Source organism: Streptomyces sp. NPDC096079, from assembly GCF_040303145.1.
Taxonomy (GTDB): domain Bacteria; phylum Actinomycetota; class Actinomycetes; order Streptomycetales; family Streptomycetaceae; genus Streptomyces.
Genome location: NZ_JBEOST010000003.1, coordinates 401646 through 422995 on the forward strand (window position 1 = coordinate 401646; position 21350 = coordinate 422995).

Genomic DNA, 21350 nt, shown 5'->3' on the forward strand with positions numbered 1-21350 from the left:
GGTCCGAACCTGACCTGACGGACTTGGTTCTGACTTCCGGACGCCTGCACAACCTTGAACGGCCGTCGTGAGTCACGGTGGTCGTGGCACCTGAAGGTCGCCATGACCACGTGCCAGGGAGGACTCCCTTGAACCACCTCAGCCCCGCCGGTCGGCGCCTCGCCGTTGCCGCCGCCGTGGCCCTCGCAGTGACGGCCGGCGTCCTGACCGCTCCGGCCCTCGCGGCCGGCCCGGCGGTCTCGGCATCCGCCACGACCCAGCAGCAGGCGATCTCCGTGCCGCCCGGCACGGTCGCCCTCTCCGGCGGCCGCACGGGCTTCCTGTCGCGTCACAAGGAGGGCGAGACCGACGTCTACATGTGGACGCGGTACGACGGCACCCGGACCCCGCTGCCCGGCGGGTCGTACGAGGCGAACCCGGGCACGGACACCGTCGTCCGGACCGACGGCACCACACGCACCTTCCTCGACATGGCCACGGGCGAGGAGCTGGTCTCCTACGACCTCGGCAGCGTCTACGGCGCCCTCCGGTATCAGGGGACCACGCTCGTCGCCTCGAAGCGCGTGGACAACTGGCAGGAGCTGCACCTGCTCGACAAGGACGACCAGGGCCGGGTCATGGACCGGACGGTGACCGGACTGCCGGAGGGCATGGTGTGGCGGGCCGCGGAGAACTCGGACCCGGATGTGTTGCTGCTCCGTGGTTTCAAGTTCACGGACGGGATATGGGAGCAGCGGCTGGCCGTCGTGGACCTCGCCTCGGCCTCGGTGAGGGCGACGTACGACATCCAGAACAACAAGAATGTCGTCCGTCCCGTCAGCGGGTCGCGGACGCACGTTGTCTGGCAGGAGCGGGATGCCGAGGGGAAGGCCATCCTGGCCATGGCACGGCGAGGCTCTCAGGAGATCAGCCGCAGCAAGTGGGTGGAGAGGGCGAATGAGACCACGCTGACGCTCGGTCTCGCGGGGGACTGGGCCGTGTACAGCGACCCCGATGCCCTCACTGCTCTGCGCCCGTCCAGCCTGGCAGGGCTGACCGCCCAATCGCTGACGACGGGCGAGACCGTCCAGCTCCTCGCGCACGCCACTTCCGTCGTCCCGACCGCCGACGGCGGTCTGATCGCGACCGGCGGCACGATCGAGCATGGCGAGGGGCTGTACCGGATCACACCTGACGCGAACGACGGCCGGCCGACCGTGTCCGTCCTGGCGACCACCGGAGTCCCCACCGTCCTCACCGCCGTGTCCGAGCCTCTGGCACCGTCCGGCGTGATCGACCTCGACCAGGTCGGCGGGAAGGTGCCGGCCGCCTGGACGCTCAGCCGCTCCAACGCACGGGTCACCTTGAAGCTGGTCCACACAGCCACGGGCATGTCCGGCACTGTCACGGCCTGGGCGCCCGTAACGGGCACGACGGACTTCCGCCTGGACTGGGACGGCTTCCTCGACAAGTTCCCGGCGTACCGGGGCGCGTACACATGGGCGATGAGGGCCGAGCCCACCAACGGCATCGGTCCGGCCGTCGAGCGTACCGGCTCGTTCACCGTCACCCGGGCGCCCCGCCCGCACGACTTCGACGGCAACGGCTCACCGGACATCTTCAGCCGCTCCTCGACCGGTGTCCTGTCCCTGTACGACGTCGGCCAGCTCCGACGCATGACGTACAACGAGACGCCGCGCCGAACTGGGATCGGCGGCGGCTGGAACGTGTACGACCGGATCGTCCCCGCCACCACTGGTCTCGTCGCCCGCGACAAGTACGGCGTCCTCTGGTCGTACGAGGGTAAGGGCAGCGGTACCCTCACTCCCCGCAAGCGCGTCGGCGGCGGCTGGAACATCTACGACAAGCTCACCAGCGGCTCCGATCTGACTGGCGACGGCCGAAACGACCTACTCGCCACGGACAAGGCCGGTGTGCTGTGGCTCTACCCCGGCAAGGGCGACGGTACCTTCGTCGTGCGCAAGAGAGTCGGCGGCGGCTGGGGCGTCTACAACCAGCTGACCGCCACTGGCAACCTTGCCGGCGCCCCGGCCGGTGACCTCGTCGCCCGTGACAGATCCGGCGTGTTGTGGCTCTACCTGGGGAAGGGCGACGGCACGTTCGCGCCCCGAGTACGGGTCGGTGACGGCTGGGCCGGGTACCAGATCACCGGCCCGGGGGACCTCGACGGCGACGGTTGGAGCGATCTGGTCACCGCCCCCGATACCGACAGCTCCAGCTCCCTCACGTACGTGAGGTTCTATTACGGCACGGGCCAGTGGAAGACCCCGTTTCCCACCACCGAGCCCCCTGGTGCCCACATGACCGGGTTGGGCCCGCTCCTCTGACCAGCCGAATGGCACACCGGAGGTAGCAGGTCCGGACAACGACGAAGCCCCAGGTCGCTGACCTGGGGCTTCGTGTGAAGAGCGGATGACGGGAATCGAACCCGCGCTATAAGCTTGGGAATCACCGTTGCCCGGCAGGGCTATCCTGTCTCTGACCTGCGAGAACATGCTCAGGCGGCGCTCATTCCGCAGGCTCGTGGGCACCCGTGTCGACCGCTGTTGTCCGTCCTGAAGGGCACGGTTGGGGCACGAGGTGCCGACGACCATCCCTGCCCCCCCCGCTGCCCACCGGGTCGTTGCGATCGCGCCCACAAGGAGCGCGGGCCAGGGCCTTCAAATGAGCCTTCGCGCGCCCTGCGGATGCCCTCCGGGCACTGCTCGGCTCTGCTGTTAGCATCGCGGCGTTTGCATGAGGCGGTACGGCTGGGGGGCCTTTCGTTCGTACTCGCGTGGCTGGATGAGCCGACGCCGTGCGCCTCCTGCCTTATGCCCTGGGGAGGGACCTCACTTTGGCTCGTACGAGCAATGCCCGGCTGCGTGGAAACGGCCGCACCCGTGCCGCTCTCGCGTTGGCGCTGGCGACGCTGACGGTGTCGGCATCGGGAATCACCGCACCGTGGGCGTTCGCCGACTCGGCCTCGGACGTGACCGTCCTGCCGGCGGCCCCGCGCTTCTCGCCTCGCGCCACCTCGATCCTCAACGCGGGGGAGACCGGCTACCTGCTGGCGCAGGAAGACGACGACCGCCTGCTGTGGATCGACTACGCGACGGGCTCGGCGACACCTCTCGCCGTCACTCTGCCCGAAAAGCCGCGCTACAACTTCGAGAACGGCTACTGGGACTACCGCCAGCAGCTGCCCCTCGGGGGCGGCGGCTACTACGGCGACGGCTCGGACACCGTCGCCCTCTACTCCGCCACACCCGTACCGCACGTGACGCTCCAGAAGGGCGCGGGCGCCGTGTTCGCCGACGTGGTGCTGCCCGAGGGGCAGTCGTACGTCGGAACGTTCGGCGACACCGTCCTGACCCGCACGGGGGAGGCGGACGCGCCGACCGGATACCACCTGCTGCGCTACGAGGCCGGCAAGGTGACGGACACGCCGGTCACCGGCTTCCCCGAGGGGTCTGTGCTGAGCAGGGTGGAGGACGCCGACGCGAAGTCGCTCATCCTCCGGTACTCGGAGCCAGCTAAGGACGGATGGGCGCGCTGGAGGATCGTGGACCTTGCGGACGGGGTGGCGAAGCCGCTCCCCGATCGTCCGGTTCCCGACCAGCCGTGGAGGGTGGACGGCTTCCGGCTCGGCGCCGGGACGATCCTGCGGAGTGGGAGCGACCTCCTGGACCGTGCCGCTCCGGACACCGTGATCCGTACCGTCAACCCCGGCGTCGTCTCGTACAACGCGACCATCGTCCCTGTCGGCACGGCAGTCTTGGCGGTCCGGCCGCAGAACCCCGGCGACGGCGAATACCGGGGTTCGGAGCTATGGAGCCTTCCGGGAGAGGACGAGGGCCTGACCCAGCCCGTGCTGCAACAGGCCTACGCGCAGGTCGTCCTCGCGCCCGACGGCACCGCACTCGTCGCCGGAGCGAAGACAGCGGACTGGAAGGGCGACATCGACTGGGCCGTGCACCGGCTCGTACCGACCGCGGACGGCGGGGTGGAGGCGCGCCGCCTCCGGACCGTCGACCCCATGCCCGCCCGCATCTACGGCCTCTCCCTGGGCAGCGGCATCCTCACCACGGCCGAGAACAGCACCTACTTCCAGCCCAGCGGCTACTACGGCGTCTACCGGAGTACCTGGCTGAGCTCCGCCGGGCAGCCGCAGCCGGTCCGCACGACCGTGGACGGGCTGCTGAGTATCGGCGGCGGGGGCTGCGACATGGATTCCGCACAGCGTTGTGTGCGGATGTGGGCGAGTGGTGACGGCTTCCACGGACAGATGGATGTCACCGACCAGGGGTACGCGCTGCTCTACAAGAACGGCGAGAGCGGCTGGGGCCCGCGCGTCGACGCGGGCAGGGAACGGCTGAACGACCTCTCCGGCCGGTTCGGCGTGGTCGTCAGTGGCGTCCCCAGTGACTCGCCGTCCGTCGTGGAGTTCAAGGAGCCCGGGGGCGGGAGCGTCCTGGAACGGACTGACTACGCTCTGGCCGCGCTGTGGGGTTCCACCCTGTGGAGCGTCACCAAGGACAGCCCGAAGATCACGTCGAAGACGCTGCCGTCTGGTGCCGCCGGCGCGTCCTTCACCACCCCCAACGCGTGCGTGCCGACCAGCCTCCAGGCTGCGGGACGCTGGGTTTACTGGTCCTGCGAGGACAGCGAGTGGGGCCCTGAGAAGGGGTCGGGCGTCTACGACCGCCTGACCAAGCGGACCATGCCCATACCAGGACGCAACATCCGCAACGTCCTGCTCGGTGACGGCTACCTCGTCCGGCAGGTCAAGGACGAGGGCCTGCGGCTCTACGACCTGCACGCCGGGCTTCCCGCCACCGGCTCCACCGTGCCACAGCGCATTCTGGTGAGCGCCGCTGACCTCGGGCCGAACAACTGGCCCGGCGGGGGCTGGACCGTGGACCGCTTCGGCGGCCACGTCGCCTACGCCGGCGACGATCAGCGCGTCCGTATCGTCGGCACAGGGATTCCCGCCCCGGCCGTCAACGTGATCGACTCCGTCGTCAGCGGCACAACGCTCGACCTGGCCGCCCAGGCCCCGCGCTGGTCGGGCACCTGGTGGACCTCCAAGCCCACCGGTGCATGGAACCTGTCGCTGAAGGAGTCCGCCACCGGGACCGTGGTCCGCACCGTCTCCGGCGCCGAGGCGCGCGGCCGCATCAATGCCGCTTGGGACGGCAAGAACGCCTCCGGGCAGGTCGGGCGCAACGGTTCATACACCTGGACCCTGACCGCGAAGCCTGCCGACGGGGTCGGCGCCGATCTGACGGTGAGCGGTTCGGTGACCGTGACCGGTGGCGCTCCGGCACCCAAGCCGCTTCCCGCATGGCGTGATTTCAGCGGTGACGGCAAGGGCGACCTGCTCGCGCTGACCTCGGCCGGGGCACTGACCGTGCGCACGGGTACGGGGACCGGTGAGCTCGGGACGGGGGCCTCGGCGACCGGATGGCCGGCGACGTCGATGGTCGTGCCGTTCGGGGACCTGTCGGGCGACCGGTGCAACGACGTGCTCGTGCGCAGTTCCACGGGTGTGCTGACCCGATACAACGGAAGCTGCGGGAAGGCCTTCTCGACCGGCGGGCCCCGGCTGACGATCGGGTCGGGCTGGCAGACGTACAACATGCTGACCGCACCCGGCGATCTGACCGGCGACGGCCGAACGGATCTCCTCGCACGGACCCCGGCCGGTGAGCTGTGGATGTACGCCGCCGACGGTTCGGGGAAGTTCAAGGGACGCGTGAAGCTGGGCGGTGGCTGGCAGATCTACAACTCGATCGTCGGCACCGGCGATCTGAACGGCGACAAGACCGGTGACCTGCTGGCCCGCGACGCCGCCGGTGTCCTGTGGCGGTACTACGGCAACGGCAAGGGCACGCTGGGCGGCCGCGTGAAGGTCGGCAGCGGCTGGCAGATCTACAACGCGCTCACGGGCGTCGGTGACATCACCGGCGACGGCAGAGCGGACCTGGTCGCCCGGGACACGGCTGGAGTGCTGTGGCGCTACAACGGCACCGGCGTGGGCACGTTCTCCGCGCGGGTGAAGATCGGTGGCGGCTGGCAGATGTACAAGACGCTGTCCTGACCCGTGATGTGAGGGCCGCGGCGACCCGATTCAGGCCCGTGGCCCAGCGCCCCCAGGACATGCAGCCTGGGGGCGGGGTGGCCTGTGTGTCTCACCGGCCGAACAGCCAGAGGCGCTCCGTAACTGCCAGCACCGGAGCATGAAGAAGGCCCAGGTCAGAGACCTGGGCCTTCACTCAAGAGCGGATGACGGGAATCGAACCCGCGCCATAAACTTGGGAATCTACGGCGCACAGGGCGCCCAGATGACATATGACCTGCGGAAACAGTCTGCCGAAAGAGCTGTCGCAACGGTCCGCCCGTACCCGTATTGACCGCTGTTCGCCGCTCCGAAGGGCACGGATAGGGCACGCGTCCGTTGGTCTGGAGTCGTGCGGCACATCCCCACCTCGGCGGTTGCGCCTTGCCTCCCGAAAGCGTGAGCCTTGACGCAAGGTGGTGTGGGTAGGAGACTGCTTGCGTGTTACCTCCTGACTTCGTGAGGGGAGGCGCAAGGAGATGGTCATGGAACTGCTGTCGGTGAAAGAGGCTGCGGCCCTGCTCGGGGTGGATGATTCCCGTGTCCGTCAGTTGCTGCATGACGGGAAGCTTCAAGGGCAGCGAGTCGGTGGTCGTTGGCTGGTTGCCGGGGACAGTGTCCGGGATCGCAAGGACCGGGGCCCTCGTTCACGGAGGCCGCTGTCGGCCCGCAACGCATGGGGAGTCCTGGCGTTGCTGGACGGCCATCAGCCGGTGAGTCTGTCCGATGCCGAGAAGTCCCGGCTGAGGATGCGGTTGCGAAATCTCCTTGCCCACGGGCAACTAGCTCCGGCCGTGCTCCAGGAGCTTCTTGCCGTCCGTGCTGAGCTTCGTTCGTACCGCGTTCATTCAGGCGTACTGCCGGTTCTGCTCGCCGCTCCGGATGTGGTGAGGGGGGGAGTGAGCGCCGCGGCGCAGGCGGGGGCGGACTACATCGCTCTCGGTCGTGCGGAGATCTACGTACATCCCGACAGGGTCGACAAGCTGGAAGCTGAGTTCGGCATGGTCCGTGATGAAGAGCGGGGCAATGTCTCGGTCCGAATTCCCCCGGCGGAGATGTGGTCGTTCCTGACCTCAAGGTCTGAAACGGCTGGGCAGGGCCACGACGCCCCCGCCTCAGCGGTGGCAGCCGACTTGCTGGACCGCCACGAGAGCCGAGCCGACGCTGCCGCAGCTGCGTTGCTTGAGCCTCTGCTGACTCGCTACGCACAGCCTCGGAGGGCGTGATCATGGCGGCTAAATCGCCCGACGTGCGACTGGAGTCCGACTTGTTCACCGGTCCGCTGGTGCAGTTGTGGGGCGTGCTGCTCGACCTTTCGGAGCAGGTGCCGGATGCCTGGTCGCTGATCGGTGGGCAGATGGTGCTCCTGCACGGCCTGGAGTCCGGTCGGACCCCACCGGCGGCGAGCGCCGACCTGGATGTCCTGGCTGACGTGCAGTCGGACCAGCAGAGCTTGCGCCGTTTGGTTGCGGCGCTGGAACGGCTCGGGTTCTCCCCCGCCGGCATGTCGCCGCAGGGCAACCTGTTGCACCGCTATCAGCGGGGTGTGGAGCCGCAGCGGTTGGTGGTGGATCTGCTGGCGCCCGACAACCTCGGCCCCCGTGCAGACCTCACAACGACGCCGCCCGGCCGCACGCTGGAGGTGCCGGGCGGCCGGCAGGCTGCACAGAGAACTGAGGCTGTGAGTGTGCAACTGGGCCTCCGGACCGGCCGGATCCGTCGCCCCAGCCTGTTGGGGGCGATCGTGGCGAAGGCTGCAGCCGTGAGCATCAAGACCGCTTCACCGGAGCGCCACTACCGCGATCTGGCGTTCTTGCTCTCGTTGCCCGCAAATCCGTTGCAACTCAGAGATCAACTCGACAAGGGCGACCGTAAGAAGCTCGCGTTCGCGAAAGCTCTGCACGATCCGCAGCATGCCGCGTGGCGTCAACTACCCGACGAGGCTGAGAGGGCTGACGGCCGGGCCATGTACGCATTCTTGTCTCCGCCTGTGTGACGTGAGGGCGGCCGAGCGCCCGTGACCTCGTCGCCGTCGAGGTGGTGCGCAAGTGGTGCGGGACTCCTGAATAGGTCAAGGCAACGATAAAGCCCCAGGTCGCTGACCTGGGGCTTTGCCGTTGAGCGGATGACGGGAATCGAACCCGCGCTATAAGCTTGGGAAGCTCATGTTCTACCATTAAACTACATCCGCGCAGCGGCCGGGTGATCCGTGCCGCATCGTTGCACACTGTACCCCATGCGCCACTTGAGGCGAAGTTCACGCGTTCGGCGTGTGCGGAGTGCCGCGTGGAGGGTGCCCCCTTCATCCCCTAATGTGGCTGATCGTCCACCACATGTGTAGGGGAAGGGACTTGATGGCTTCGATGGAGCGCACCGTCGTCCGTTGTGCCGAAGGGCATGTGTTCAGTACCGCCTCGTTCCCGCTTCAGCAGCTCGGTGCCGGGCGGATCGGGCCCGGGCGGCTCATCCGGTGTCCGCGGTGCGCGCGGTTGCGTCACGCGGTGCCGGTGGAGGCCGGGCGGCGCTGAGCCGTGAGGTGCCGGGGCGCGGGCGCCTGCCGATCGGGGCAGGTCCGCGCCCTCTGCGTATCGTGCGTATCGTGGGGGCGTGCTTCTCTCAGACAAGGACATCCGGGCCGAGATCGATGCCGGACGGGTGCGCATCGACCCGTACGACGAATCCATGGTGCAGCCCTCGAGCATCGACGTGAGGCTTGACCGCTTCTTCCGGGTGTTCGAGAACCACCGCTACCCGCACATCGACCCCGCCGTCGAGCAGCTCGACCTGACGCGTGAGGTCGAGCCGGAGGGCGACGAGGCGTTCATCCTGCACCCGGGCGAGTTCGTGCTCGCCTCGACCTACGAGGTCATCACCCTGCCGGACGACATCGCCTCGCGGCTGGAGGGGAAGAGTTCCCTCGGGCGGCTGGGGCTCGTCACGCACTCGACCGCCGGGTTCATCGACCCCGGTTTCTCGGGGCACGTGACCCTGGAGCTGTCGAACCTCGCCACCCTGCCGATCAAGCTCTGGCCGGGGATGAAGATCGGCCAGCTGTGCATGTTCCGGCTGAGCTCGCCCGCCGAGTTCCCGTACGGGAGCGAGCGGTACGGCTCGCGGTACCAGGGCCAGCGGGGGCCGACGGCCTCCCGCTCCTACATGAACTTCCATCGGACCCAGGTGTGAGGCGGTCGCAGGCATGAGTGAAGTACGCGAGAACCTGACGTACGAGGGCTTCGGGACCGCCGTCCGCGAGCTGGCGCAGACCATCGCCGACGACGGCTACGAGCCCGACATCGTGCTGTCCATCGCCCGCGGCGGCGTCTTCGTCGCCGGCGGTCTGGCCTACGCCCTGGACTGCAAGAACATCCACCTCGTGAACGTGGAGTTCTACACCGGCGTCGGCACCACCCTGGAGATGCCGGTCATGCTGGCGCCCGTGCCGGACGCGATCGACTTCAGCGACAAGAAGGTGCTCATCACCGACGACGTCGCCGACACCGGCAAGACGCTCAAGCTCGTCCACGACTTCTGCGTCGACCACGTCGCCGAGGTCCGCTCCGCCGTCATCTACGAGAAGTCCCACTCCCTCGTGAAGTGCGAGTACGTGTGGAAGAAGACCGACGAGTGGATCAACTTCCCCTGGTCCGTCGAACCGCCCGTCGTGAAGCGCGAGGGCCAGGTCCTCGACGCCTGAGCCCCCGGTCGTGAGAGAAGGCCCCCAGCGCGTGCGGTGGGGGCCTTCTCCGTGGATGTACGGCGCTACAGCGTGCCCAGCTTGATCAGGCTCAGCAGCGCCACCAGCTGGATCGCCGACGCGCCCAGCGCCTTCGGCCACGGGAGGTCGTGCGAGCGGCTCACCATCACCGTGAACAGCGCGCCCGCCGCCAGCCAGGTCGCCCAGCCGAGGACCTGCACCAGGCCGTTGTCGCCGCCCAGGAAGGCGGCGAAGACCAGGCGCGGGGCGTCCGTGATCGACATGATCAGCATCGAGAGGCCGACGGTGGGCTGCCAGGCCCCGTCGCCGCCCAGCTGGCGCGCGAGGGTGTGGGTGACGGCGCCCAGGATCAGGCCGCCGAACACGAAGGCGAGGCCCGTGATCAGGGCGGCCGAGACCGTCGGGTCGAGCGTCTCCGCGCCGGCCTTCTCGAAGCCGAAGATCGCGAGGAGCCCGTAGAGGAACGTGACGATCAGCGCCGGACCCCAGACGGCGTGGTCCCGCATCCGCAGGAAGGTGTCCGCCGGGCGGAGCACGATGCCGCTCAGGAGCTGCTGCCAGGGGAGGCGCGGGCCCGTCGGGACGGGCGCGGGGGCCGGTCCGCCCTGGGCGTACGGGTCGTCGACGCTGAACATCTGGGTGTGGCCCGGGTTGTTCGCCGCCGCGTGCTGCTGGTGCCCCTGCCGGCCGTAGGGGTCGCCGAAGTACTCCGGCTCCCCGTACGCCTGCTGCTGATGTCCCTGCTGCTGCGGCGGCTGCTGCCACTGCTGCTGAGGGTGCGGCGGCGGGGCCGCGTTGTACCCGTACGGCGCCTGCTGCGGTTGATGCTGCGGGGGGCGGTTGTCCCGGCCGCGTCCGTTCCTGAATCCAGCCACGTCGTCGAACGTACCCGCTCATGCCGGGTGGGCGCTCCTCAGGCAGGGCCTTGCCACTGAGCTGTGACATCCCCTAGGGGTGCCCGGGTCGTGACGTGGCCGTGGGGGAGGCGCCGGAGGGGTGTTACAAAACCGACGTATCACCTCAATGTCGTACTCGTAGCTTCGGAGGTGCAGATGCCAGAGACCCGAGCAAGGAGCTCTTCCGATGCGTGTCACCCGTCGTTCCGTCCGTACCGCCGCCGTCGCCACCGGGGCCGCCGCCGCCCTCCTCCTCCCGGCCGCCGGGGCCTTCGCCGCCGAGGGGCCGGCGCCGACCGGAAGCGACCAGGCCGGAAGCGACCGGGCCGGAAGCGACCAGACCGGAAGCGACCGGGCCGGAAGCGACCAGACCGGAAGCGACCAGACCGGAAGCGACCAGGCCGCGGGCGACCTGACCGTGGGCGACCAGTCGGTCTTCTGGCGGAACGTGGACCTCGCCGACGGCTCCCTCGCCAAGGTCTACCAGGACGGGCCCGGCCGCTTCTCCGCCCAGATCTACGCCGGCGGCGCCCTGATCGACACCCTGGTCAGCACGGACGGCAAGCCGGCCCACGGGGAGAACAACGGGCTCCACGTCGTCCTCCGGCCCGACGGCACCGTCTCCTCCTGGCTCGACGGCGGCCCGAAGCCGGAGCCCGAGCCGACCCCCAAGCCCACCCCGAAGCCCACCCCCAAGCCGACCCCGAAGCCCGCGCACAAGCCCGTGCCCAAGCCCGCCCCGCGTCAGGCCTCCGCCAAGGTCACGCTGCCCGACGGCAACACCGCCCGCTTCCACTCGGGCAAGGGCTGGCCCCGCGTCGAGATCACCCGGTCCAACGGCAAGGCCGTCGGCACCCTCGACCTGAAGCACCCGACCGCCGCGCACCACGGCTGGACGTACAAGCTCGTCGACGCCGGCAAGCGCCACTACAAGCTCGCCGCCATCGACACTCCGAAGCAGGGCGCCGACAGCTGGGTCTACGACTTCCAGGGGCGGCTGATCGCGAAGTACACCGCCCAGAAGACCGCCTGACCCGGTCCGGGACGTGAAGAAGGGCCGCCCCGCGCGAGATGCGCGGGGCGGCCCTTCCACGTGTCCGGGATCAGACGGCCGGTTCCGGCTCCTCCGCCGCGGCCTCCGGCTCGGGGTCGACCGGGGTCTTCACCGAGTCGAGGAGCAGCTGGGCCACGTCCACGACGGTGACGGACTCCTTGGCCTTGCCCTCGTTCTTCTTGCCGTTCACCGAGTCCGTGAGCATGACCAGGCAGAACGGGCAGGCGGTGGAGACGATGTCCGGGTTGAGGGACAGGGCCTCGTCGACGCGCTCGTTGTTGATGCGCTTGCCGATCCGCTCCTCCATCCACATCCGCGCGCCGCCGGCGCCGCAGCAGAAGCCGCGCTCCTTGTGGCGGTGCATCTCCTGCTGGCGCAGGCCGGGGACGGCGGACATGATCTCGCGCGGCGGCGTGTAGACCTTGTTGTGCCGGCCCAGGTAGCAGGGGTCGTGGTAGGTGATGAGGCCCTCGACCGGGGTCACCGGGACCAGCTTGCCCTCGTCGATGAGGTGCTGGAGCAGCTGGGTGTGGTGGATGACCTCGTACTCGCCGCCGAGCTGCGGGTACTCGTTGGCGATGGTGTTGAAGCAGTGCGGGCAGGTCGAGACGATCTTCTTCGCCGACTTCGGCTTCTTCGTCGACTCGTCCTCGTCGTCCTCGCCGAACGCCATGTTCAGCATCGCGACGTTCTCCGCGGCGAGCTGCTGGAACAGCGGCTCGTTGCCCAGGCGGCGGGGGGAGTCACCGGTGCACTTCTCGTCGCCGCCCATGATCGCGAACTTGACGCCCGCGATGTTGAGGAGCTCCGCGAAGGCCTTGGTGGTCTTCTTGGCGCGGTCCTCCAGGGCGCCGGCGCAGCCGACCCAGTAGAGGTAGTCGAACTCGGAGAGGTCCTCCGCGTCCTTCCCGATGATCGGGACCTCGAAGTCGACCTCCTTGGTCCACTCGACGCGCTGCTTCTTCGCCAGGCCCCAGGGGTTGCCCTTCTTCTCCAGGTTCTTGAGCATCGTGCCCGCCTCGGACGGGAACGCGGACTCGATCATCACCTGGTAGCGGCGCATGTCGACGATGTGGTCGATGTGCTCGATGTCGACCGGGCACTGCTCGACGCAGGCGCCGCAGGTGGTGCAGGACCACAGGACGTCGGGGTCGATGACGCCGTTCTCCTCGGCGGTGCCGATGAGGGGGCGCTCGGCCTCGGCGATCGCCGAGGCGGGGACGTCCTTGAGCTGCTCCTCGGAGGCCTTCTCGTTGCCCTCCATGTCCTTGCCGCCGCCGGCGAGCAGGTAGGGCGCCTTGGCGTGCGCGTGGTCGCGCAGCGACATGATGAGGAGCTTCGGGGAGAGCGGCTTGCCGGTGTTCCAGGCGGGGCACTGCGACTGGCAGCGGCCGCACTCGGTGCAGGTGGAGAAGTCGAGGATGCCCTTCCAGGAGAACTGCTCGACCTGGGAGACGCCGAAGACGGCGTCCTCGGCCGGGTCCTCCCAGTCGATCTCCTTGCCGCCGGTGGTCATCGGCTGGAGCGCGCCGAGGGCGGTGGAGCCGTCGGCGTTGCGCTTGAACCAGATGTTCGGGAAGCCGAGGAAGCGGTGCCAGGCGACGCCCATGTTGGTGTTGAGCGAGACCGTGATCATCCAGGTGAAGGACGTGACGATCTTGAGGCACGCGAAGAAGTAGGTGAGGTACTGGATCGTGCTCAGGTCCAGGCCGTCGAGCAGCGCGATCAGCGGGTACGAGGCGAAGAAGCCCGGCTCCCAGCTCGTCACGTGGTGCTGGACGCCCTCCAGGGCGCGGAGCGTCATGATGCAGACGCCGACGATCAGGATGACGGCCTCGACGAAGTACGCCTGGCCGGTCTTGGAGCCGGCGAAGCGGGACTTGCGGCCCGCCTTGGTGGGCTTGCTGAGCTGGCGGATCACGATGAGGGTGACGATGCCGAGGACCGTCATCAGGCCGAGGAACTCGGTGAAGATCTCGTACGGCAGCCAGTCGCCGATGATCGGGATCAGCCAGTCGGCCTGGAAGAGCTGGCCGAAGGCGTTGACGATCGTGAGGAGCAGCGAGAAGAAGCCCACCGCGACGAACCAGTGCGCGAAGCCGACGATGCCCCAGCGGTTCATGCGCGTGTGGCCGAGGAACTCCTTGACCAGCGTGATGGTGCGCTGCTTGGGGTCACCGGTGCGCGTGCCGGCGGGGACCGGCTGACCGAGCCGCACGAAGCGGTAGATCTGCACGGTGGCGCGGCCGAACAGCGCGACGGCCACCACCGTGATGGCGATCGACACGATGATCGCGGCGAGTTGCATGACGGGCTCCTCGGGCGGGCCTACTAAGCGGTAACTTATTGAGTTCCTGCTGAGATTACCCGGTCGCGGCGCCGCGCTGTAGCGGCGCTCGCGGTGATGTGTGTCGCTCAGGCAAACCTTGCCGCGCGACGCCTGCGGACTGCTGGAAGCGTACGCGCAAGGATCAGCAGATCCATCCCCAGCCAATGGTGGTCCACATAGTGGAGATCGAGCAGTTCGCGCTCCTCCCACGGCAGGTCCGAGCGGCCGCTGATCTGCCACGGCCCCGTGAGCCCCGGACGTACGGAGAGCCGGCGGCGGCCCTCGCCCGCGCACTCGCGGTGGGCCGGGGTCAGCGGGCACGGTCCGACCAGTGACATCCGGCCCGCGACCACGTGCAGAAGGAGGGGGAGCGCCGCGAGCGGGCTCCTGGTGCGGAAGGTCAGCATCGTGAAGGGCCGCCCCCCGAGGCCGGCCACCGTCCGGCGGCGCAGCACCGTGCCGCTGCCGCCGAGGGTGACGGACAGGGCGGTCCAGGCGATCAGGGGTGCGAGGGCGAGGAGCAGGGCGAGCCCGCCCGCCACGTCGAACGCGCGCTTCGCCGTCATGCGCTCACATCCTTCGGCGGGAATCCTGGACCCTGGGAGGGGGCTGGAGAGGGATATGTCCTGACTATGTCCGGACCCTCTCATGCGAACCCGGTCAAACGGGGGAGCGGCACGCTCTTTGAGTGACGGGCTCGGCGAAGAGTTGAGTCGACTCCGCTCAGGTCTGTTGACGCAATCAGGTTCCTCGTGCATCCTTGAGTCAGTTCCACTCAAGTCAGTCAGCTGGAGGAATCGAAATGGCACGTGCGGTCGGCATCGACCTGGGCACGACTAACTCCGTCGTCAGCGTTCTGGAAGGCGGCGAGCCCACCGTCATCACCAACGCCGAGGGCGCCAGGACCACGCCGTCCGTCGTCGCCTTCGCGAAGAACGGCGAGGTGCTCGTCGGCGAGGTGGCCAAGCGTCAGGCCGTCACCAACGTCGACAGGACCATCCGGTCGGTCAAGCGCCACATGGGCACCGACTGGAAGATCGACATCGACGGCAAGAGCTTCAACCCGCAGCAGATGAGCGCCTTCATCCTGCAGAAGCTCAAGCGCGACGCCGAGGCCTACCTGGGCGAGAAGGTCGTCGACGCGGTCATCACCGTCCCGGCGTACTTCAACGACTCCGAGCGTCAGGCCACCAAGGAGGCCGGTGAGATCGCGGGCCTCAACGTCCTGCGCATCGTCAACGAGCCGACCGCGGCCGCCCTGGCGTACGGCCTGGACAAGGACGACCAGACGATCCTCGTCTTCGACCTCGGTGGCGGCACCTTCGACGTGTCGCTCCTGGAGATCGGCGACGGCGTCGTCGAGGTGAAGGCCACCAACGGTGACAACCACCTCGGTGGTGACGACTGGGACCAGCGCGTCGTCGACTACCTGGTGACGCAGTTCCAGAACGGCCACGGCGTGGACCTGGCCAAGGACAAGATGGCTCTCCAGCGTCTCCGCGAGGCCGCGGAGAAGGCGAAGATCGAGCTCTCGTCCTCGACCGAGACCACGATCAACCTGCCCTACATCACGGCCTCTGCCGAGGGCCCGCTGCACCTGGACGAGAAGCTCACGCGCGCCCAGTTCCAGCAGCTCACCTCGGACCTGCTCGACCGCTGCAAGGTGCCGTTCCACAACGTCATCAAGGACGCGGGCATCCAGCTCTCCGAGATCGACCACGTCGTCCTCGTCGGTGGCTCGACCCGTATGCCGGCCGTCGCCGAGCTCGTCAAGGAGCTGACCGGCGGTCAGGACGCCAACAAGGGCGTCAACCCGGACGAGGTCGTCGCCATCGGCGCCGCGCTCCAGGCCGGTGTCCTCAAGGGTGAGGTCAAGGACGTCCTGCTCCTCGACGTGACCCCGCTGTCCCTCGGCATCGAGACCAAGGGCGGCATCATGACCAAGCTCATCGAGCGCAACACCACGATCCCGACCAAGCGGTCCGAGATCTTCACGACGGCCGAGGACAACCAGCCGTCCGTGCAGATCCAGGTCTACCAGGGCGAGCGCGAGATCGCGGCGTACAACAAGAAGCTCGGCATGTTCGAGCTGACCGGTCTGCCGCCGGCCCCGCGTGGCGTCCCGCAGATCGAGGTCGCCTTCGACATCGACGCCAACGGCATCATGCACGTGACCGCGAAGGACCTGGGCACGGGCAAGGAGCAGAAGATGACCGTCACCGGCGGCTCCTCGCTGCCGAAGGACGAGGTCGACCGCATGCGCCAGGAGGCCGAGCAGTACGCGGACGAGGACCACCGTCGCCGCGAGGCCGCCGAGTCCCGCAACCAGGGTGAGCAGCTCGTCTACCAGACGGAGAAGTTCATCAAGGACAACGAGGACAAGCTCCCCGGTGACGTCAAGGCCGAGGTCGAGGCCGCGCTCGTCGAGCTGAAGGAGAAGCTCAAGGGCGAGGACACCGCCGAGATCCGCACCGCCACCGAGAAGGTCGCGGCCGTCTCGCAGAAGCTCGGCCAGGCGCTGTACGCCGACGCCCAGGGTGCCCAGGCCGCCGGTGGCGCCGAGGGCGGCCCGCAGGCCCAGGCCGACGACGACGTCGTCGACGCCGAGATCGTCGACGAGGACAAGCCGAAGGGCGGCCAGGCGTGACCGAGGAGACCCCGGGCTTCGAGGAGGAGCCCGACGTCCCCTCCGGCGCCACCGCTGACGACGCCGCCGAGGCCGTCGAGTCCGACGAGGACGCGACGGCCCCGGCCGGGGACGCTACGGACGTAGCCCTCCTGGCGCAGCTGGACCAGGCCCGCACGGCTCTCTCCGAGCGCACCGCGGACCTCCAGCGGCTCCAGGCCGAGTATCAGAACTACCGCCGCCGCGTGGAGCGGGACCGGGTCACGGTCAAGGAGATCGCCGTCGCGAGCCTCCTGTCCGAGCTCCTTCCCGTGCTCGACGACGTCGGCCGGGCCCGGGACCACGGCGAGCTCGTGGGCGGGTTCAAGTCGGTGGCCGAATCGCTGGAGACCGTCGTCGCCAAGATGGGTCTGCAGCAGTTCGGCAAGGAGGGCGAGCCCTTCGACCCGACGATCCACGAGGCCCTGATGCACTCGTACGCGCCGGACGTCACCGAGACGACCTGCGTGGCGATCCTGCAGCCGGGGTACCGGATCGGCGAGCGGACCATCCGGCCCGCCCGCGTGGCCGTCGCCGAGCCCCAGCCGGGGGCCCAGGGCAAGGCCGAGGAGTCGGAAGACTCCGACACGTCGGAGCAGGACAGCGAGTAACAGCCGTACCCGTACGCGGGAGGAGGGACGTCGATGAACACGAAGGACTTCGTCGAGAAGGACTACTACAAGGTTCTCGGCGTCCCCAAGGACGCCACCGAGGCCGAGATCAAGAAGGCGTACCGGAAGCTCGCCCGCGAGAACCATCCGGACGCCAACAAGGGTGACGCGAGCGCCGAGGCGCGCTTCAAGGAGATCTCCGAGGCGAACGACGTCATCGGCGACCCCAAGAAGCGCAAGGAGTACGACGACGCCCGCGCCCTCTTCGGGAACGGCGGCTTCCGGGCCGGCGGCCCCGGCGGCGGCTCGTTCAACTTCGACCTGGGCGACCTCTTCGGAGGCGCGCAGGGCGGGGCGGGCGGCGGCTTCGGGGGCGGCGGCGGGATCGGGGACGTCTTCGGCGGCCTGTTCAACCGCGGCGGGGGCGGCCCCCGCACCCAGCCGCGGCGCGGCCAGGACATCGAGTCCGAGGTGACGCTCAGCTTCACCGAGGCCATCGAGGGCGCGACCGTCCCGCTGCGGATGTCCAGCCAGCAGCCGTGCACGGCCTGCTCGGGCACCGGCGACAAGAACGGCACGCCCCGGGTGTGCCCGACCTGCGTCGGCACCGGGCAGGTCTCGCGCGGCGGCACCGGCTCGTTCTCGCTCACCGACCCCTGTGTGGACTGCAAGGGCCGCGGTCTGATCGCCGAGAACCCCTGCGAGGTCTGCAAGGGCAGCGGCCGGGCCAAGTCCTCCCGCACCATGCAGGTCCGCATCCCCGCGGGCGTCAGCGACAACCAGAAGATCCGCCTCCGCGGCAAGGGGGCGCCGGGCGAGCGCGGCGGGCAGAACGGCGACCTGTACGTCGTCGTGCACGTCGACGAGCACCCGGTCTTCGGCCGCAAGGACGACAACCTCACCGTCACGGTGCCGGTCTCCTTCGCGGAGGCGGCGCTCGGCGGCGAGATCAAGGTGCCGACCCTCGGCGGCCCCGCGGTCACCCTCAAGCTGCCCGCGGGCACTCCGAACGGCCGGACCATGCGCGCCCGGGGCAAGGGCGCGGTCCGCAAGGACGGCACGCGCGGCGACCTCCTCGTGACGGTCGAGGTGGCGGTGCCGAAGGATCTGGACGACAAGGCACGCGAGGCCCTGGAGACCTTCCGCGAGGCGACCGCCTCCGAGGACCCGAGGGCCGAGCTGTTCCAGGCGGCGAAGGGAGCGTGACCCGGTGAGACGCAATCCGTACGAACTGACCGACGAGAGCCCCGTGTACGTCATCTCGGTGGCGGCCCAGCTCTCCGGTCTGCACCCGCAGACCCTCCGGCAGTACGACCGGCTCGGCCTGGTCTCCCCGGACCGCACGGCGGGCCGCGGGCGGCGCTACTCGGCCCGTGACATCGAGCTGCTCCGGCAGGTGCAGCAGCTGTCGCAGGACGAGGGCATCAACCTGGCCGGGATCAAGCGGATCATCGAACTGGAGAACCAGGTCGCGGCGCTCCAGGCCCGGGTCTCCGAGCTGTCGGCGGCCGTCGAGGGCGCGGCGGCGACGCTGCGCCAGCGGGAGGCGCAGGTGCACGCCTCGTACCGCCGGGACCTGGTGCCGTACACCGACGTGCAGCAGGCGAGCGCCCTCGTGGTGTGGCGCCCGAAGCGCGGCGAGTAGCCCTTCAGGCGCGACGGAAAGGCCCCCTCCCTGCACGGGAGGGGGCCTTTCTCGTGGGCGAGGGCCCTCCGTCGTTCCGGACGGCTCAGTCGTCCCGTTCGAGGATGCCGGACTGGGCGATCAGATAGCCGAGCTGGGCCCGGCTCCCGCTGCCGAGGGCCGCGGCGAGCTTGGCGATGTGCGCCCGGCAGGTCCGCACGTTCATCCCGAGCCGGCGGGCGATGGCCTCGTCGACGTGCCCCTCGACGAGGAGCTTGGCGATGGAGCGCTGGACGCCGCCGATGCCGTCCGCGGACGGGCTGTACGGCACCTCCTCCTCCCAGGGCACGCCGTGGAGCCAGAACTGGTCGAAGACGCCGGCCAGGTACTGGACGAGGCCCTCGTGGCGGAGTTCGAGGGCGACCCTGCGGTCCGTGCGGGCGGGGATGAAGGCGACCTTCCGGTCGACGACGATCAGTCGGTCGATGATCTCTTCGAGAGTGCGGACCTCAAGGCCGTAGGGCCCGATACGCTCGACGTACCCCATGGTCGCGGAGTGGTGCCGGGCGGTGTGCTGGTAGAGCGTGCGCATCCGCACGCCGCGTTCCAGGAGGGGCTCCACGCGGCGCAGACCGGCCTGGACGACCTCGGGTTTGCGGCCGCTGCCGGGCTGGATGGTGAGGAGCTCCTCGGTGCACTCGTTGATGACCCGGTCCAGGGCGGCGTTGATCAGGCTGAGGCCTTCGAGGACCGTGATGGCCTGGGTCGCCGACGGGTCGGGCGCGTGGATCGACAGGAATGGCTCGAAGGTGTCGGCGAGCGATATGGCCTGTTGCCGGCGCTGCTGGATCTCCTTCTCGATGGGGTGGATCAGCTTGTTGAGCGCGATGGACGGAGGCACGGGGCGAAGCCACTGACTGTCGTCCGGGTCCGGGTGCAGCAGCGCGAGACCGATCAGGCAGGGTGTCGGCTCGGCCTCGGACCGGGCGATGCGGCCGGCCCGGAGCGCGGCGGCATACAGCAGTTTTCCGGCGTCGCACAGCTTGTCGGGGCCGTGCTCCGCGCCCGATTCGCAGCGCTTTGGCTCCATTTGCACCCCCCTCAGGGTCCTGAATTACAGGAACATGATGCCTGGCACTGCTGGTGGAAGGGGTCGGAGTGGGCCATCGTCTTCTACGCGGGGGAGGTAATGATTAAAAGAGGTGGAGATCGGCCATGACCAGGATGGTTCGTGCACTTGGCGGCATAGCTTTCGCTGCCGCGGCTACTCTCGGCGTCCTTGCCGTCGGTGAGCCGACGTGGGACATCGCTCCCGCGCACCACGTCGTCGCTTCCCCCGGCGAGCCGACGTGGGACTTCACGCCGACGGGAGTCTCGGAGCCGACGTGGGATTCCATCCAGGCAGGTGCGGGGGCGTGAGCGTCCCGCCCGACGATCGCCGGTTCCGCCGGGAGATGGCCTCGGCCTATCGCTCCGGCTGGCACTTCGTCGATCTCGCCACGGCCATCCCCCACCGTGGCGACTCGCTGAAGGTCACTCTCTTCGGAGAGCCGATCGTCGTCGCCCGTGAGCAGGACGAGGACGTCCGAGCGTACCGCTGTCTGCGCCGCCCCCGAGGCGCTCCACAGCCCATCCGCTGTGCCATCCGGTACGGCATGATCTTCGTCAATCTCGACCAGCGGGACCACCAGCTGATCGAGCCCGAGACCATCACCGCCACCCCCCGCAGTGCCTGAGCGATTCCCCCGTCGTTGTAGATCGCTCCGGCACTTCCCCCACACAGCGGCGCCATCGCGGACCTGAAACGCGATGGCGCCGCTGTGCGTTCCCGTACGGATGGTCAGGCGCGGCCCATCGCCCGGGTGAGGGCGATCTCGATGACGACCCGGTCCGGGTTCGGGGCCGGCGTGCGGCCGTAGCGCTCGGCGTAGCGGGCGACGGCGTCCGCGACCGTCTCGGCCTCCGTGCGGATGCGGGCGACGCCCTCCAGGGTGGCCCAGCGCCCCTTGTCGACCTGGCAGACCGCGACCCGCGCGCCGTCCGCGCCCGCCGCCAGGACGTGGGCGACCTTCCGGCTGTTCTTGTTGGTGATCACGCGCGCGTACCCGCCCTCGGGGTCGTACGTGACGCCGACCGCGACGACGTGCGGCGTGCCGTCGGGGCGCGGGGTGGTCAGGGTGCACATGTGGTACTCGCGCCAGAAGCTCAGGTACGAGTCGGACGGGTTCCTGGGGTCTGTGGCCATGCCCGGAAACTACCCGTGACGGAACTCCCTCCGATACCTTGAGCGGAATAGGCTCAACTTTGTGTACGTTGGAAGGGTCATAGAGACAGTGGACCCACGACGTTCGAGGAG

Annotated in this window: 17 protein-coding genes and 1 tRNA gene; 12 read left to right on the plus strand and 6 right to left on the minus strand. The window is 69.0% G+C overall.

Features of this window, described 5'->3' with window-relative positions; translation table 11 throughout:
• Positions 1-128 precede the first annotated feature (128 nt).
• The 4 genes from ABTY59_RS09270 to ABTY59_RS09285 all read left to right on the plus strand — a co-directional run bounded on the left by ABTY59_RS09270 (position 129) and on the right by ABTY59_RS09285 (position 8096).
• Entirely contained in the window at positions 129-2327 is a 2199-nt protein-coding gene (locus tag ABTY59_RS09270; protein ID WP_352018272.1) for an FG-GAP repeat domain-containing protein, read from the plus strand.
• A gap of 509 nt (positions 2328-2836) precedes the next feature.
• Positions 2837-6082 (plus strand): FG-GAP-like repeat-containing protein, encoded by a 3246-nt coding sequence (locus ABTY59_RS09275; protein WP_352018273.1) that lies wholly within the window; start codon positions 2837-2839, stop codon positions 6080-6082.
• 503 nt (positions 6083-6585) lie between these two features.
• The gene (locus ABTY59_RS09280) at positions 6586-7326 is read left to right on the plus strand and encodes a helix-turn-helix domain-containing protein (protein ID WP_352018274.1); all 741 of its coding nucleotides are present in this window, start codon (positions 6586-6588) and stop codon (positions 7324-7326) included.
• Entirely contained in the window at positions 7323-8096 is a 774-nt protein-coding gene (locus tag ABTY59_RS09285; RefSeq protein WP_352018275.1) for a hypothetical protein, read from the plus strand. The genes ABTY59_RS09280 and ABTY59_RS09285 overlap by 4 nt, the downstream gene beginning before the upstream one ends.
• Before the next feature lie 124 nt (positions 8097-8220).
• On the opposite strand, the gene ABTY59_RS09290 is transcribed toward ABTY59_RS09285, so the two are convergent.
• Positions 8221-8291: transfer RNA gene (locus tag ABTY59_RS09290), tRNA-Gly, on the minus strand.
• Positions 8292-8707: 416 nt separating this feature from the next.
• Here ABTY59_RS09290 and dcd point away from each other — a divergent pair.
• Positions 8708-9283, plus strand: a complete 576-nt coding sequence (gene dcd / locus ABTY59_RS09295; RefSeq protein WP_030690788.1) for a dCTP deaminase — start codon at positions 8708-8710, stop codon at positions 9281-9283.
• A 13-nt stretch (positions 9284-9296) separates the two neighbouring features.
• Positions 9297-9794, plus strand: a complete 498-nt coding sequence (locus ABTY59_RS09300; RefSeq protein WP_024755952.1) for a phosphoribosyltransferase — start codon at positions 9297-9299, stop codon at positions 9792-9794.
• A gap of 65 nt (positions 9795-9859) precedes the next feature.
• On the opposite strand, the gene ABTY59_RS09305 is transcribed toward ABTY59_RS09300, so the two are convergent.
• On the minus strand, positions 9860-10690 hold the full coding sequence (locus ABTY59_RS09305) for a Yip1 family protein (RefSeq protein WP_352018276.1): 831 nt from the start codon (positions 10688-10690) through the stop codon (positions 9860-9862).
• A gap of 208 nt (positions 10691-10898) precedes the next feature.
• Between ABTY59_RS09305 and ABTY59_RS09310 the strand changes: the two genes are divergently transcribed.
• Positions 10899-11744 (plus strand): hypothetical protein, encoded by an 846-nt coding sequence (locus tag ABTY59_RS09310; protein WP_352018277.1) that lies wholly within the window; start codon positions 10899-10901, stop codon positions 11742-11744.
• A gap of 70 nt (positions 11745-11814) precedes the next feature.
• Here the strand turns inward: ABTY59_RS09310 and ABTY59_RS09315 are convergent, their stop codons facing one another.
• Together ABTY59_RS09315 and ABTY59_RS09320 are read right to left on the minus strand one after the other, a co-directional pair.
• Positions 11815-14073 carry a (Fe-S)-binding protein gene (locus ABTY59_RS09315; protein ID WP_352018278.1) on the minus strand — a complete coding sequence of 753 codons (2259 nt, stop codon included), beginning with the start codon at positions 14071-14073 and terminating at the stop codon, positions 11815-11817.
• A gap of 107 nt (positions 14074-14180) precedes the next feature.
• Entirely contained in the window at positions 14181-14660 is a 480-nt protein-coding gene (locus tag ABTY59_RS09320; RefSeq protein WP_352018279.1) for a sugar transferase, read from the minus strand.
• Between the two features lie 236 nt (positions 14661-14896).
• On the opposite strand from ABTY59_RS09320, the gene dnaK reads away from it, so the two are divergent.
• Genes dnaK through ABTY59_RS09340 form a run of 4 tightly spaced genes read left to right on the plus strand, consistent with a single transcriptional unit; the run spans position 14897 to position 19015 of the window.
• Entirely contained in the window at positions 14897-16741 is a 1845-nt protein-coding gene (dnaK, locus tag ABTY59_RS09325; protein WP_352018280.1) for a molecular chaperone DnaK, read from the plus strand.
• On the plus strand, positions 16738-17370 hold the full coding sequence (gene grpE / locus ABTY59_RS09330) for a nucleotide exchange factor GrpE (RefSeq protein WP_352018281.1): 633 nt from the start codon (positions 16738-16740) through the stop codon (positions 17368-17370). The genes dnaK and grpE overlap by 4 nt, the downstream gene beginning before the upstream one ends.
• 33 nt (positions 17371-17403) lie before the next feature.
• The gene (gene dnaJ / locus ABTY59_RS09335) at positions 17404-18576 is read left to right on the plus strand and encodes a molecular chaperone DnaJ (protein ID WP_352018282.1); all 1173 of its coding nucleotides are present in this window, start codon (positions 17404-17406) and stop codon (positions 18574-18576) included.
• A 4-nt stretch (positions 18577-18580) separates the two neighbouring features.
• A complete protein-coding gene (locus ABTY59_RS09340) occupies positions 18581-19015 on the plus strand; it encodes a heat shock protein transcriptional repressor HspR (RefSeq protein WP_086825514.1) in 435 nt (144 codons plus the stop codon).
• An 85-nt stretch (positions 19016-19100) separates the two neighbouring features.
• On the opposite strand, the gene ABTY59_RS09345 is transcribed toward ABTY59_RS09340, so the two are convergent.
• Entirely contained in the window at positions 19101-20084 is a 984-nt protein-coding gene (locus tag ABTY59_RS09345) for a helix-turn-helix transcriptional regulator (RefSeq protein ID WP_352018283.1), read from the minus strand.
• Positions 20085-20409: 325 nt separating this feature from the next.
• Between ABTY59_RS09345 and ABTY59_RS09350 the strand changes: the two genes are divergently transcribed.
• A complete protein-coding gene (locus tag ABTY59_RS09350; protein WP_030206166.1) occupies positions 20410-20730 on the plus strand; it encodes a Rieske (2Fe-2S) protein in 321 nt (106 codons plus the stop codon).
• A 104-nt stretch (positions 20731-20834) separates the two neighbouring features.
• On the opposite strand, the gene ABTY59_RS09355 is transcribed toward ABTY59_RS09350, so the two are convergent.
• Positions 20835-21239, minus strand: a complete 405-nt coding sequence (locus ABTY59_RS09355) for a pyridoxamine 5'-phosphate oxidase family protein (protein WP_352018284.1) — start codon at positions 21237-21239, stop codon at positions 20835-20837.
• Between the last annotated feature and the right edge of the window lie 111 nt (positions 21240-21350).

Excerpts from the sequence above, each read along its gene's own strand:
- ABTY59_RS09320 (WP_352018279.1), bottom strand. The coding sequence starts at position 14,660 with ATGACGGCGAAGCGCGCGTTCGACGTGGCGGGCGGGCTCGCCCTGCTC.
- ABTY59_RS09310 (WP_352018277.1), top strand. The coding sequence starts at position 10,899 with ATGCGTGTCACCCGTCGTTCCGTCCGTACCGCCGCCGTCGCCACCGGG.
- ABTY59_RS09355 (WP_352018284.1), bottom strand. The coding sequence starts at position 21,239 with ATGGCCACAGACCCCAGGAACCCGTCCGACTCGTACCTGAGCTTCTGG.
- dnaJ (WP_352018282.1), top strand. The coding sequence starts at position 17,404 with ATGAACACGAAGGACTTCGTCGAGAAGGACTACTACAAGGTTCTCGGC.
- dnaK (WP_352018280.1), top strand. The coding sequence starts at position 14,897 with ATGGCACGTGCGGTCGGCATCGACCTGGGCACGACTAACTCCGTCGTC.
- ABTY59_RS09315 (WP_352018278.1), bottom strand. The coding sequence starts at position 14,073 with ATGCAACTCGCCGCGATCATCGTGTCGATCGCCATCACGGTGGTGGCC.
- ABTY59_RS09345 (WP_352018283.1), bottom strand. The coding sequence starts at position 20,084 with ATGGAGCCAAAGCGCTGCGAATCGGGCGCGGAGCACGGCCCCGACAAG.
- ABTY59_RS09280 (WP_352018274.1), top strand. The coding sequence starts at position 6,586 with ATGGAACTGCTGTCGGTGAAAGAGGCTGCGGCCCTGCTCGGGGTGGAT.
- ABTY59_RS09300 (WP_024755952.1), top strand. The coding sequence starts at position 9,297 with ATGAGTGAAGTACGCGAGAACCTGACGTACGAGGGCTTCGGGACCGCC.